This window comes from Treponema sp. JC4, from assembly GCF_000260795.1.
Taxonomy (GTDB): Bacteria; Spirochaetota; Spirochaetia; order Treponematales; family Treponemataceae; genus Treponema_D.
This window is the reverse complement of record NZ_AJGU01000029.1, coordinates 1-13,606: the sequence shown is the minus strand read 5'-3', so window position 1 is coordinate 13,606 and position 13,606 is coordinate 1. Positions and strand designations below refer to the sequence as shown.

Below are 13,606 nucleotides of genomic sequence, written 5' to 3'. Positions count from 1 at the left end.
GGCCTTTCACATCTGTAAACCATTAATTTAAAAAGATGGCTTACAGACAGAAAAGATTAGGCACTCAGCCGCAGTTTGCAATCGTTACAATTCTTGTTGCATAGCTTCTCAATCTTGTTTGAAACGCACGAAACTTCAATTTCAATCATGCGCTGAATTACAATCTCTTCGACTGCTGCATCAAACAAGTGAGCAAGCACCAGCAAGTTGTCGATTGTTGGAATTGACTTTCCACTTTCCCAGGCGTAAACAGCCTGAGGATATTCAAAACCGAATACAGCCTGAATATCGTGGACAGTGTATCCACTTTTGATTCTGAGTGATTTAATTTGTGCGCCAGTTGATTTCAGATCAACAACCGGCCTTTGAATGGTTACGGTCCTCATATGATTTTTCTCCTTTAACAAAAACTCCATTATCTTTTATGCCTGCACATAGCAATCCATAAAGCCAAGGTGTGCGCAGAATCATCGCACGAGATAATTTTGTAATGTCAAATGTGTCTGTGCTCATTACGCACTCCTTTTATAAAAGATAATTTTTCGCCAACGGCGTATCGGGTTTTTGTCTCCGGTTTGCAAAACCAATGAGACACGGCGCTCGGCTTCTTAGGGCCAGCGACTTTAATTTGTGTTTTGTATTTTCACTTTAACAAATAAATTTTCATTTGTCATTAAACTGTTAGTTTAAAGTTTTCAGTCTATTCCTAGCTGTCAGAAAACCCGGAGACCGTAGGTTCGAATCCCTCTCCCGCTATAGATTTTTTCATTACAGAACCTTCTGTCAAGAGCCGGCTTTGCACTTTCACCAGAAAATCCCATAAATACCATTTATCAATTCTGTATAGAAAAAACTATCTATGATTTTGAAATAATCCCAGTATTGAAGATTATTTCTGAAGTCACATCTATAACTTTTCTTGAGAATAAAAAATTCTGTGGTAAAATATTTTTAGGAAATTTTTCAAAAGGAGTATACTATGGATGTTAAAATTGAAAATTATCGCGTAGACGGTTCAAAGGCCTTTAAAATCAAAAAAACTCCAACAGACTCAAACGGACTCGAAGAAAAAAAGGCTGAATATATAGAAAAAACTCACAAAAATTCTGAAAAAATTGCGGAACTTCAAAGCGCGCTTTATGCAGAACACAAGGAGGCGGTTTTAATCTGTTTTCAGGCATTGGACGCTGGAGGAAAGGATTCGACAATTTCCCATGTTCTTACGGGGGTAAATCCGCTTGGAATTGACGTTTTCAGCTACAAAGGCCCTAGTGCAGATGAAGCCAGCCACGATTTCTTGTGGCGATATCATAAAAATCTGCCTATGAAGGGTAAAATTGCCGTTTTCAACCGTTCATATTATGAAGAAGTTCTTGTCGTAAAAGTTCACGAATTCTTTAAGGATTATGATTTACCTCGACGCCTCAAAAAAACAGATTACATTGAGCAGAAATACTCAGATATCAAAGGATTTGAAAAATATCTTCACGCAAATTCTATCAGAGTAATTAAATTCTTCTTAAATCTGTCAAAAAATGAACAGAAAAAACGCTTTTTGGACAGAATAAATCGTCCTGAAAAAAACTGGAAATTCAGTGAAAATGATATAAAAGAGCGTCAATTCTTCGAAAAATACCAGGAAGCTTTTGAAGCTGCAATCAACAATACTTCGACAGAAGACTGCCCATGGTATGTTATCCCTGCAGATCAGAAATGGTTTGCCCGCTATCTTGTTTCTGAAATAATTCTCAGCGTGATGAAAGATATAAATCCTAAATTCCCTGAAATTACAAAAGAACAGAAAGATAATCTGGAAAACTGTAAAAATATGCTGGAAAACGAGGCAAAATAGAATATGGAAAAAGTCGACTGGCTGTATTTTCAGGTAAATCTTGTCTGCCTAATGATTATGGCAAAACTCTGGCGAACGGTTTTTTATGATTACAAATCGCAATATGAATCCCGCCTTTTCTCCTATGTTCTGCTTTCCACTACAATTTTTACTATATCCGATGCCGGCTGGATTATTTTTACTTCTCTGCTGTTCCCGGGCAATATTTTTGTTAATTATCTGGTTAACATCGTTTATTTTGTTTCATCGGCCTTTATCGGAATAACCTGGTTCTGGTTCTGCGAATTTATTCTTGGCTTTAACTTCAAAAAAAATAAAGCTCTTCTTATTATTCTCCATATTCCCTTTTTAGCGCTTTTCCTCATGTCGCTTTCTTCGCCTCTCACACACTATATTTTTTATATTGATGATGCAAATGTTTACCAGCGCGGCCCTTACCATATGCTTCAGGTCTTCTGCATGAACGTTTACTTTATCATCACAAGCATTCAGGGTATTATCCGCCTTTTTGATAAAAACGAAATCGCGATGAAAAAGAAATATATTTCGATTTCCACACTGATTTTGTGGGCTTTCACCGCGCAGATGATTCAGGTCTGCATTCCGGGCTATCCGACAATTGAAATAGGACTCGTAATGGCACTTTTCAGCGTGTACGTTGAACTGCGCAATTCAATAATTTCAATTGACCAGCTTACACAGATTAATAACAGAACCCAGCTTTTAAAATATCTTTCTCAAAAATTTAAGAGCTTTAATGGAAATGATTCCTCAAAAAATCTCTATCTGATGGTGCTTGATGTTGATGATTTTAAGCACATAAACGACAAATTCGGTCATATGGAAGGTGATTTTGCCCTTAAACTTGTTGCAGATTCCCTTAAAAAAGTTGCCGCAAATACAAGCTGCTTTATTTCGCGCCTTGGCGGTGATGAATTTGTTGTTGTTACAGAAAAAGAAAATGATAAACTTGCTGAAAATCTTTCTGAAACAATCAGAAATCAGATTTTAAAAGACAGTAGCAATACAGAAAAGCAATACAAAATTTCCACTTCAATCGGTTTTGCAAAAAAAGATACTCACAACGCAACCGTTGCAGACCTCTTAAAAAGTGCCGATGAAGCAATGTATCACAACAAACAGAAACATAAAAAACAGGCTGACTAAATTCGCACCCTTATTCCTTATTTTTTCAGTCTATAAACCTTTGAATTTCTCTTCGTATTCCAGATTGCCTTTCTTTCTGCTGGCAAATCCTCAATATTTCCAAGTTCAAATCCCAGATTTTCAAACCAGTCAGCCGCCTGAGTTGTCATAATAAACACGCTGGCAGCATTTCTCATTTTTGCCATACTGATAAGATGCTTTACAAGCTTGAGCCCGATTCCCATATGGGTAAAATTTTCATCCACGGCAACCGCCGCAATCTCCGCCTGGCCATCCCCATAAAAATGAAGGGCACTGCAGGCGTGAACACCACCGTCAATCTCGTATACCACAAAATCAGAAAGCTGACCCGCAAGCTGCTGCTCTGTTCGCGGCAAAAGTTTTCCGCTTTCCATAAAAGGCCGCATAATTCCCAGAACCGCCGGAATATCTGTCTGTTCCATCGCCCGGATTTTGCCGTAATTGCTGGTGTAAATCATCGTTCCAGAACCAAGGTCGCTGAAAATTTCACATGGCAAAACGCCGTCAAGATTTCCGTCAACAAGGTGAACTCGGGTAACTCCGCGGCGGCAGGCATCCTTTGCCAGCTTCAAAACAGAAATCACATCAAAATCAGCCTCTTCATTAGCCTTCAAAAAATCATCAACTTCTTCAAGGTTCATGGCAGGAACATCACCGTTATCAGCAAGCGCAAAATGCTCCGGCACATGACAGTTGGCCGAATTAATAGTCTTACCTTCCATCACGTAAAAAAGCTTATCCGCATTCAGACTGATTGCCACTGCCTGGGCAAGAGAAACCGAAGAAATATTATAAGGACGTCCGCTCGTGTTCCATCCGATGCAAGGAAAAATCGGAATAAAACCGTCATCCAGAACCTTTTTTATTGCCTCTGCCTGAATCTTATCAATTTCACCGGCCGTTCCGTAATCAAAACCGTCCAGAACACCCTTTGCCCGCGAACGAACCCAGTTTCCGATAATCGCATTAATATCGTTAGCCGCAAGGCTGGTCATCACAATATTCGAAACATCAAAAGCCGCCATTTTAATAACCGGCATAGCGTCAGTTTCCGTAACACGACATCCATTTTTGTAAGTCCACTCAATTTTCTCCGCCTTCAAAAGCTGATCAATTCGACTTCGCGCCCCCGGAATAATCACAACCTTAATTCCCGCCTGATGAAGCAGGGCAATATCGCGGATATGGCTGGAAAATAGCGGTGACTCAATCGTTTTATCATCAAGATAAATTACGACCGTTGCATTCTTAAACTTCTGCAAATAGCGGATTACATTACGAATATTTTCTGCACTTTTGACGCTCATAAGTTTATTATATCACAAAAAATGCTATAATTTCAGCATGACTTTTCCTCATTCCATTTCAAAATTTCCAATTACCGAACATCTTGAAAAAATCTGCTCAAGCTTGAAGGCATCTCCCAGCCGGGCGTTGATTTTGACGGCAGAAACTGGTGCGGGAAAGTCTACCGTATTGCCGCTGGCACTTTTGCAGGCATTCACGAGCGGGGAGGGGGAATCTAGCCCCTCAAAAATCCTCATGACAGAGCCGCGTCGTCTTGCCGTTGTCGGCGTTGCAAACCGCGTTTCTGAGCTTCTGGGCCAAGCTGTCGGCGGACAGGTCGGTTACCGTATTCACCTTGAAAACCGCATTTCCCCTCAGACCCGGCTGGAAGTCCTCACCGAAGGAATACTTATCCGCATACTGCAGTCTGACCCGGCACTTGAAGGTGTAAATCTTGTCGTCCTCGATGAGTTTCACGAACGCAGCATCAATACCGACCTTGCCCTGGCTTTTCTTCGCGAGGCTATGGAACTTCGCGATGACCTTTTTGTAATCATCATGTCCGCCACAATCGAAAGTAAAAAAATTGCGGCTTTTCTTGGCGATGGAACTCCCGTGCTGGAAATCCCCGGCCGGACTTTTCCAGTCGAAATACAATATCAGCCGGATCTTAGGATAGATGAAGCGGTATGCTCTTACATTGAAAATAAGCTGGGTCTTAAATGCTGCTGCTTTAAAACACCATATTCCATTTTATGCTTCCTCCCAGGTATCCGCGAAATCCGGGCAGCTCAAGCGGAACTTTCCCAGGCGCTAAAATCTCAAATCGAAAGCGGAAATGTCGAAGTCTGCGTGCTGCATTCCTCCATCAGCTTTACCGAGCAGAAGCATATCCTTACTCCGCCCGCTGCCTCTACCATCCGTGTAATTCTTTCTTCCGCAATCGCCGAAACTTCCCTTACCGTACCGGGCGTTGTCTGCGTAATCGATAGCGGGCTTTCCCGGATAAACCGCCTCAACGTTTCAACTGGAATGGAAAATCTTGTTACCGAAGCTGAATCTGAATTTTCTGCGGCTCAACGGTCAGGTCGTGCAGGCCGCGAGCAGGAAGGAGTTTGCATACGTTTATGGAACAAATTCGATGTCCGCCAGAAGGAAGTTCAGCCCGAAATCCTCCGCACAGATTTGACTCAGCTGGTTCTGGAATGTTCGGAACGCGGCATTTATGATATCTCAAAAATCCAGCTTCTGGATTCACCGACAAAAAACGCCTGGGAAGGAGCTGTTCAATTTCTTCAGCAGGCAGGCTGTCTGGACAAAAACCGCCATATCACAGAGCGGGGAAAAGCCGCATTATCCCTTGGAATTTCTGTCCGCCTTGCCATGATTGCCCTTGACGGCTGGCAAAAATCAGAAAAAAAGAAGGCGAATTCAGCAAAAAAGCAGAAGAATTTCTTATAAAATACAGCCAGTATGCCCAGAATTCCACTTCTATTCAAAGGCAATTTTTAGCAAATTTGGAACAAAAATTGAATAAAATTTGCGGAAATTCGAACAAATTTGAAGAAATTCAGGCAAATTTCGCGAATTTTAACAAAAAAAATCATCAAAATTCATTAATTTTGCTTTCCGGTTTTCCAGACCGTCTGGCACTGCGTCTCACAGAATCCCGCAAAAATCCCGACGGTTCGACTTCTCCTGTCTATCAGTTTCCGTCAGGACGAAAGGCTGTCCTCCACAATTCAAAGCACAGTCAGGCAAAATGGATTGCCGCCCCTGAAGTTATGGCTGGCCAGAGCGAGGGCGTAATTTTTGATTTTGAAGAACTGACGGATGCCGAAGTTGAAAGCTGGCTTTCTTCCCGTACTCAGTCAAAAATCATCTGTCACTTTGAAAACGGCAAAATCCTCAAAAGTGAAAATATCTGCTACGGCGAGCTTGTCCTTTCCTCAAAAAAACTGCTGTCTACAAAAGAAGACTATGCCGCAGCCTGGATGACCGAAATCCGCACAAAAGGGATGGAAGCCCTGCCGCTTGATGACAAATGCGAAAACTTCTTAGAACGCATAAAATTTTATGCTCAGCAAAATCCTCAGAATAGCCAACTGGACGAAAAAATCTCCGGACTGACTGATGCGCCGGAAAGCTGGCTTTTACCTTTCATCACCTCAAGCTCGCTGACCTCGCAAACTATTTACGATGCACTAAATTATCAATTCGGAGAGTTTAATATTGAAGAAAATGTGCCTCTGCAAATTACGCTTCAAAACAGAAACCGGGCAAAAATCAAATATGAAAAACTTGCATCCCCGGACGACAAAACCCGACTGGTAATCCGTCCGGTAATCGAAATCATAATTCAGAGGGCCTTCGGCTGCACCATAACTCCAAAAATCGCCGGAATGAAAGTCCTTTTCCGCCTGCTTTCACCAGCCCAGCGCCCACTGCAAATCACCGATGATCTGGAAGGCTTCTGGACCGGCACCTGGCCACAAATCTGCAAAGAAATGAAAGGCCGCTATCCCAAACACAATTGGGACGTAAATAGACCGGAAAAAGGTTAGTTCGAGTCAATATAAATTACATGCCGCAGGATTTATTATAAGCCGCAACAACTGCGCTGATTACGCTGTTTCTCATTCCTTTTTCTTCAAGGGCTGCAACGCCATCAATTGTTGTACCGCCTGGAGAGCATACGCTGTCCTTCAAAACGGCAGGGTGCTTTCCGCTCTGCAAAACAAGCTCTGCAGACCCCTTTACTGTCTGGGCAGCGTAAATATAAGCCTGGGAACGAGGCATACCGCATTTTACGGCAGCATCAGCAAGAGCTTCAATGAACATAAATACAAAAGCAGGGCCAGAACCGCTTACGGCAGTAACACAGTCCATCAGTTTTTCAGGCACCTGTTCAACTTTTCCGGCAGCTTCAAGAATAGTCTTTATTTCAGAAAGTTCTTCTTCACTAATATTTGAGCCACAGCTGAGGGCTGTCATAGCCTGGCCAATCTGAGCCGGAACATTTGGCATAATTCGCACAAAACGCAGACCCTTTGCAAAGCCTTCCAGCTTTTCAATGCTCATTCCAGCTGCCATTGAAATTACAACAGCATCCTTAGAAAGGGCAGGGGCAATTTCTTTAAGCACAGCTTCTACCATCACAGGTTTTACACCGATAAAAACATATTTTGCATCTTTAATTGCATCAGTATTTTTTTCAAAGCTCTTACAGCCGTTTTCTTCAGCAAAGGCTTTTGCGTGCTCCGGATTTTTGCTGGTCACAGCCACATTCCAGGCATCAAACTTTTTACAAACCGCGCGCATAATCGCACCGCCCATAGCCCCAGTACCAATACAAGAAATTTTTGCTTTCATATGCCAGCCTCCTAAAAATGCCTTTTCTTCTTTATTTTAATTTAGATTTCCTATTCCGCAAGGAAAATCGTGCCGCCTGCGCTTCCATCTGCAAGCTTAACAAGAACTTGATCCTTCGAACCGTTTGCCAGCAGCATGTGGATTCCGTAAGCCGTAACCTTTTCTGCCGCCTGCAGCTTAGTCTCCATTCCACCAGTTCCAAAGGCATTTGTATCGCCGATTTTAATCTCTTTTCTAAGCTCAGGAACAGAATTTACCTCTTCAATCAGTTTTGCATCCGGATTAGTTTTTGGATTATCAGAATAAACGCCGTCGATATCGCTGAACAAAATCAAAAGGTCAGCACTCCACAAAATTGCAGTCAGAGCGCTCAAGTTATCGTTATCACCGATTTTAATTTCATCAAAACTTACGCTGTCATTTTCATTGATAATAGGCACAACACCCTCGTCAACAAGAGTAAAAAGCGTATTGCGGATATTCAGGCTTCGGTGCTCGTTCTTAAAATCATCCTTAGTCAAAAGCAGCTGCCCGATATGAAGTCCCTGCTTCTGAAAAGCCTTTCTCCACTGATGCATCAGCTCCACCTGCCCAATCGAACAGAGCGCCTGACGATAATGCACATCCTTTTTTCGCGCCCATTCCTTAGTGGTAGAAACTCCGGCAACCTGCGCCCCCGAAGACACCAGAATAATCTGCTTTCCCTGCTTAATCAGTTCCGCGCACTGAGCCGCAAAACTAGCCATAAACTCCGTATTTTGAGTCCCGTCCGGCAGCGCCAGCGTATTCGACCCGATTTTTATAACAATTTTTCGCGACCCTTTAATTACTTCTGCAATTTTACTCATAGTTTTCCTCGATATAATTATGAAGGAGGGGAAAGCCTTCCCCTGTCTCGCACTTCGTTGCTCGTCACCCTTTCTAGCGGGGAGACCCCGCAACGCCCCCTTCTATCTTACTTGACCATCCCCGTCTATTAAATACTTCGTCGTCGTCAACGCCTTAATTCCCATAGGCCCGCGCGCATGAAGCTTCTGCGTACTGATTCCCAGTTCCGCTCCAAAACCGAACTCGCCGCCGTCTGTAAAGCGTGTGCTGGCATTTACATAAACACAGCTTGCATCAATCATAGCCTGGAACAAACGAGTGTTAGCCCGGCTTTCAGAAATAATACTTTCGCTGTGCTTTGTATTATGCGCATTAATATAGCTGATTGCTTCTTCGATTGAATCCACAATCTTTACGCAGCACTCATAATCAAGATATTCGTTTCCAAAATCCGCTTCCGTTGCAGGAACGGCGTCCTTCAGATACTTTATCGCTCTTTCATCCGCATGAAGCTTTACCCGGCCCGCAAAAGTTGCTTCCAGCTTTGGCAAAAAGTCAGCTGCAATCTTATTGTGAACAACAATACATTCAATCGCATTGCAGACGCTAGGACGCTGAATTTTAGCATTTTCAGCCACACGGCAAGCCATATCCAGGTCGCCCTCGCTGTCAACGTACAAATGACAGACACCGCTGCCAGTTTCAATCACCGGAACGCGCGCATTCTGTACCACATTCTGAATAAGCTTTTTACCTCCGCGCGGCAAACAAACGTCAATCAAGCCGACCGCATTCAAAATCTGATCAACATCGCTATGGTCGTGCTCCCGAACCTCAACAAGTTCAATCGCCTCAGGCACACCGCCAGCCACACCAGCCAGCGCTTCGCGAATCACGCGAACAATTTCCACATTCGATTTATAAGAAGAAGACGAACCGCGAAGCAAAATGGCATTTCCGCTCTTGTAAGCAAGACTAAAAGCATCAACCGTAACGTTAGGTCGGTTTTCATAAATAATGGCAACAACACCAAGAGGAACCCTTACCTGGCGGATATTCAGCCCGTTAGGAGTTTTCCAGCCCGCAATTTCCTCGCCAACAGGATCAGTCTGTCCGATAACCAGCCTCAAACTAGAAATAATACCGTCGATTCTCTTGTCATCAAGCAAAAGGCGGTCAATAATCGACTCGCTCAAACCGCCGGCCCGCGCAGCCTCAACATCAGCCTTGTTAGCCGCAATAATAGAAGCGCGTTTTTTATCCAGAGCCACCGCAACCGCCTCCAGAGCCGCATTCTTCTGGCAGGCATTCTGAAGAGCAAGCTTTCCGCTCGCAACCCGTAAAGATGAACAAACTTTCTTAATATCCATAGTTTTTCCTCGCGGACATCACCCCGCAACTTTATTAAAAAAAATAGCCGGAACCCTCAAAGTCCCGGCCTTTCAAAAAATATCAGATTAATAATTAGCAAGAAAATACATTCCAACCATCATAGCAACCCGAGATTTTTCTTCAGACCACTCGGTTTTGGGAGGAAGGTTTGAAATGTACCACCAGAAAATACCAAATTCCGGATCAATGCGCATAGAATATTCAGCAAAATCAGGGGAATCAGTCGACTGACCAAACATAAGGAAAACAGCCTGATTTATAATATTGCGGAAAAGCTCGTAACTGTCTTTCCAGCCATCTTCAGTAATAAATTTTTCCAGACGATACAAAAGCTCGTCCTTCAATGCAATGTCCGATTTTTCAACCCAGGTTTTCTGAATAAGAAGTGTAAGATTATTTTTAAAACTGATTACAAGTTTATCAACGCCATCTTCCGGCATCTTAGAAAAGCCTTTTTCTGCCCCAAACGCAACCGCAATCGCATCCGCAGCCTCATAAAAATTCTCCGGCTCAGCAATAAACTTCGGAAGCGCCTTAACTGTGTCTTCATCCAAAAATTCAGAAATAAACTCTTCTTGATTAGTCATGCCCTTAATATAGATGTTTTCTCAACTTTTTTCAACACACCTAACAAAGTATTTATATTTCATGATACGGACGTGCCCTAGCAAGGTAGCTCCAGCCCTCACAACTTCCGCCTGCGGAAGTTAAAGCAAGGTACGGTCAATCTGGAAGTTGGTGTTTCCCTTACAACCTTGCTAGGTCGGGCTTTTCGTACTTCGCCGTCTCACGCGGCTCATCCCTCTCTAACGCTCGGGACTGCTTCGCAGGTACTACAATCCCTCACGTGATTTTACCTTTGTTAGAATATTTTCCCAATCTATTATTTTTTTTAAATTATTATAGCATTCAAGATCTGGAATTAATTTATATTCTTTTTGTAAATCTTCCAAAGAAGAATCTATTGCCGAAATAATTTCTTCAGTGGAAGCATTTAGTAAATCTTGCTCTAACAATAATTTTCCTTCATATCTAAATTTTTTTTGTCTTGCATTTCTTACATATTTCTTTAATGAGGAAAGAAATATTTCTCCCCTTATTTCTGTACCGCTGATAAAAAATCTAACAGCACCAAAAATTTGATTATATCGCCATGGCGATATATAGTTATTCTCAAAATTATCAATAATTTCTGGCTTAACTTTTTGAATATCACATTCAATAGTTTCCAAATATCTTCTTAATTGTTCATCTTTCTCCTTATAAAATAATTTTTCTTCTTTTGAATAAAGATTTATTTCAAATAATCCAAATTCACTCATTTTATTTATATCCTTTTTTTGTTGTCTTAATTATTTACTTTTGCGTAAGTAATCCAATAATAAGTTTTTGAGTCAACTTCAATTGCAAGCACAACAGTAACATCATCACCCATAGATGATATTCTCCAATTATTTCCAGTCCAACTAATCTGATTAGCAGAAAATAAACTAAATGAAGAAGTTCCTCCATTAGGAATAATTTTATTTGAAGGGGGATTTCCTGCAGTTATATATTTTTGACCATCAATAAATGGTAATGATGTATTACCATTATATGATAAAGAAGATTCATCAAATTTTATTTTTATTATTTTTCCATTTTTATTTGTAATATCTGCATAGAATGAATAAATATATAATCCATCTCTTTCTCTTTTTACTTTTCCTCGTATATCTACAATAATATCATCCTTATTGTAATCATTTTCAAATTTTAATTTTAAAGGACTTTCGCCTCCTTCACATGAAAAAACAATAATATTTAAATCATGTGATGAACTATTTGATTCATATTCTTTTATTATTGCATCTGTTGTAAACCTAATTGAATATAATTCTTTTAATCTACCATCATAAATTGTTTTTATTGCTGTTTTTCCATTAGGATCAATTATACCATTACCAATAAAAACCTCTTTTTCTGTATCTTTCGGAATACCATAAAGAGAACAACTAATAAATGAATCCGTTTTATTTGTGACTTTTATATAATCTCGCCATTCATAATTTTTATTTTCAAACATTATTTCATTTGAATATAGAGAAGCTACAGAACTAACTAATTCATTTTCTATTCCTTCATACGAATTTATCGTAAGAATAATATCATCGTGTTTACATTCTATTTTGTAATCTATTAAATTTCCCACTGGACGAATTAATATATAGTCATAATCATCAAAATTACCGTCCACTCTTGTTTTTTATTTGAAAATCTGTTTTTTTTGGTGCAACAACTCCACTTCCAACTTTATTTTCTTCAGAATTAACTTTTCTTTTTACAAATATGTCTAATGAAATAATTTCGGAAGTATTATTTATTACTTTAAAATTATCTTCATAAATGTGTCTTGTATTATCAATTGTAATTAAATTTCCTTCTGAAAATGCAAAATTACATAAAAGTAAGAATAAACCTATCAAAAAATTTTTTTTCATATTAACTCCTTAATTCTTATTTCAATTACAAAATTAACATCTTGTAATTACGGTAATTATACGCTCAAAGACACCACATATCAACGTTTAAAAACACAATCTGTCTAAACTTTAACCTAGATATGAAAGATACAAATTTGAACTTTAAAGAACGTTTAATAGATGAACTAAATTATCGAGGATTATCAAATAAAGAATTCGCTCAAAAAGTTGGAATTAGTTTAAATACACTTGGAATGTATCTCTACCGTGGTTCAATTCCAGCTGCTGATGTCGCTGTTAAAATGGCTCAGGTTTTAAATACAACAGCAGAATATCTTATTTTAGGAACAGAAAATAATAAACCTCTTCCAAAACAATCTACAAAAACAGACTGGCAGAAAAATGAAATTTCTAGAATTGTAAATTCTTTTACTCCCTCACAGTTAGACAATTTTATTCAGATTGCAAACGCATATAAAAACGCCGTTTCAGAAAATACATCTTCAAAATAATCTTTTCAAAAACTTACACTACATTTATTGGAATATTTCACAATTTGTAGTGTAAGTTTTTCAATTCATATCTTCAAAAATTTTTATATCATTTTCATCACAAACTTGTTTTAAAACTTTTAATTGTTTTACTGTTAACGTTTTATAAACTTCTTTCAATTTATTTAAATGTTCTGGTGATTTTTCAATGTGATAAAGCAATTCTTTTACGGCAACAATATCTTTTACTTTCTTCTCAGGTGGATTTCTAACCGGATTTGTAAGAATTTTTTGAATGACATAAACTGCCGGTTCCGGGACAGTCAAAATATAATCATCTCCTTCAGGAGATTTTATTTCAACTTCTCTTGGAAAGTTTGACAGAATATTCAAAACACGAAGTCCTTCTGATTTTATTCCTAAAGGTTTGATTTCTGTACAACCTTCTGTACCAGCTCCTAAAACACGAGTCAAAAATTCTAATTCCAGCAAATCTTCTTTATAGAATCTTGAAATTCCATTTTCTTCATCATATACATATCCAATTTCTTTTAATTTCTCTATAACTGGAATTTTATCCTTTGGAATATTTATATTACGATAAAAGAAATCAATATCACGAGTACGCAAGTTTGGTACAAAATCGGTGTTAAAAAGTACGGGGTAAATATATTCAGCCCAGCTTCCTATAATCATTACATGCTTTAAGAGCCCAATTTCATTAAAAGTTTTTA

15 protein-coding genes are annotated in these 13,606 nt (G+C 39.7%); 5 read left to right on the top strand and 10 right to left on the bottom strand.

Going from position 1 to position 13,606, the window contains the following annotated elements:
- Positions 1–56: 56 nt before the first annotated feature.
- Positions 57–386: a helix-turn-helix transcriptional regulator gene (locus MSI_RS10275; protein WP_009106608.1), complete on the bottom strand. Its 330-nt coding sequence runs from the start codon at positions 384–386 to the stop codon at positions 57–59.
- Between the two features lie 593 nt (positions 387–979).
- Between MSI_RS10275 and MSI_RS10270 the strand changes: the two genes are divergently transcribed.
- On the top strand, positions 980–1,852 hold the full coding sequence (locus MSI_RS10270; protein WP_009106604.1) for a polyphosphate--nucleotide phosphotransferase: 873 nt from the start codon (positions 980–982) through the stop codon (positions 1,850–1,852).
- A 3-nt stretch (positions 1,853–1,855) separates the two neighbouring features.
- A complete protein-coding gene (locus MSI_RS10265; protein ID WP_009106602.1) occupies positions 1,856–3,019 on the top strand; it encodes a GGDEF domain-containing protein in 1,164 nt (387 codons plus the stop codon).
- A gap of 17 nt (positions 3,020–3,036) precedes the next feature.
- On the opposite strand, the gene argA is transcribed toward MSI_RS10265, so the two are convergent.
- Positions 3,037–4,347, bottom strand: coding sequence for an amino-acid N-acetyltransferase (gene argA, locus MSI_RS10260; RefSeq protein ID WP_009106600.1), 1,311 nt, complete (start codon positions 4,345–4,347; stop codon positions 3,037–3,039).
- Positions 4,348–4,384: 37 nt separating this feature from the next.
- On the opposite strand from argA, the gene MSI_RS10255 reads away from it, so the two are divergent.
- On the top strand, positions 4,385–5,788 hold the full coding sequence (locus MSI_RS10255; RefSeq protein WP_009106598.1) for a DEAD/DEAH box helicase: 1,404 nt from the start codon (positions 4,385–4,387) through the stop codon (positions 5,786–5,788).
- 161 nt (positions 5,789–5,949) lie between these two features.
- The gene (locus MSI_RS10250) at positions 5,950–6,891 is read left to right on the top strand and encodes an ATP-dependent helicase C-terminal domain-containing protein (protein WP_155815577.1); all 942 of its coding nucleotides are present in this window, start codon (positions 5,950–5,952) and stop codon (positions 6,889–6,891) included.
- A 16-nt stretch (positions 6,892–6,907) separates the two neighbouring features.
- Here the strand turns inward: MSI_RS10250 and proC are convergent, their stop codons facing one another.
- The 7 genes from proC to MSI_RS10215 form a co-directional block, all read right to left on the bottom strand.
- Positions 6,908–7,699, bottom strand: coding sequence for a pyrroline-5-carboxylate reductase (gene proC, locus MSI_RS10245; protein ID WP_009106594.1), 792 nt, complete (start codon positions 7,697–7,699; stop codon positions 6,908–6,910).
- A gap of 50 nt (positions 7,700–7,749) precedes the next feature.
- Positions 7,750–8,547 (bottom strand): glutamate 5-kinase, encoded by a 798-nt coding sequence (gene proB, locus MSI_RS10240; protein ID WP_009106590.1) that lies wholly within the window; start codon positions 8,545–8,547, stop codon positions 7,750–7,752.
- 102 nt (positions 8,548–8,649) lie between these two features.
- Positions 8,650–9,897, bottom strand: a complete 1,248-nt coding sequence (locus tag MSI_RS10235) for a glutamate-5-semialdehyde dehydrogenase (protein WP_009106588.1) — start codon at positions 9,895–9,897, stop codon at positions 8,650–8,652.
- A gap of 87 nt (positions 9,898–9,984) precedes the next feature.
- Positions 9,985–10,506, bottom strand: a complete 522-nt coding sequence (locus MSI_RS10230; RefSeq protein WP_009106586.1) for a hypothetical protein — start codon at positions 10,504–10,506, stop codon at positions 9,985–9,987.
- Positions 10,507–10,752: 246 nt separating this feature from the next.
- Positions 10,753–11,241 carry a hypothetical protein gene (locus tag MSI_RS10225; protein ID WP_009106584.1) on the bottom strand — a complete coding sequence of 163 codons (489 nt, stop codon included), beginning with the start codon at positions 11,239–11,241 and terminating at the stop codon, positions 10,753–10,755.
- Positions 11,242–11,267: 26 nt separating this feature from the next.
- A complete protein-coding gene (locus MSI_RS10220; protein ID WP_009106581.1) occupies positions 11,268–12,155 on the bottom strand; it encodes a hypothetical protein in 888 nt (295 codons plus the stop codon).
- On the bottom strand, positions 12,145–12,399 hold the full coding sequence (locus MSI_RS10215; RefSeq protein ID WP_009106579.1) for a hypothetical protein: 255 nt from the start codon (positions 12,397–12,399) through the stop codon (positions 12,145–12,147). Before MSI_RS10215 ends, MSI_RS10220 begins: the two co-directional genes overlap by 11 nt.
- A 122-nt stretch (positions 12,400–12,521) precedes the next feature.
- On the opposite strand from MSI_RS10215, the gene MSI_RS10210 reads away from it, so the two are divergent.
- Positions 12,522–12,893 carry a helix-turn-helix domain-containing protein gene (locus MSI_RS10210; RefSeq protein WP_009106577.1) on the top strand — a complete coding sequence of 124 codons (372 nt, stop codon included), beginning with the start codon at positions 12,522–12,524 and terminating at the stop codon, positions 12,891–12,893.
- A 60-nt stretch (positions 12,894–12,953) separates the two neighbouring features.
- Here MSI_RS10210 and MSI_RS10205 read toward each other — a convergent pair.
- Positions 12,954–13,606, bottom strand: a 653-nt coding sequence (locus MSI_RS10205) for a GSU2403 family nucleotidyltransferase fold protein (RefSeq protein WP_039924688.1), incomplete at its 5' end; no start/stop codon positions are given.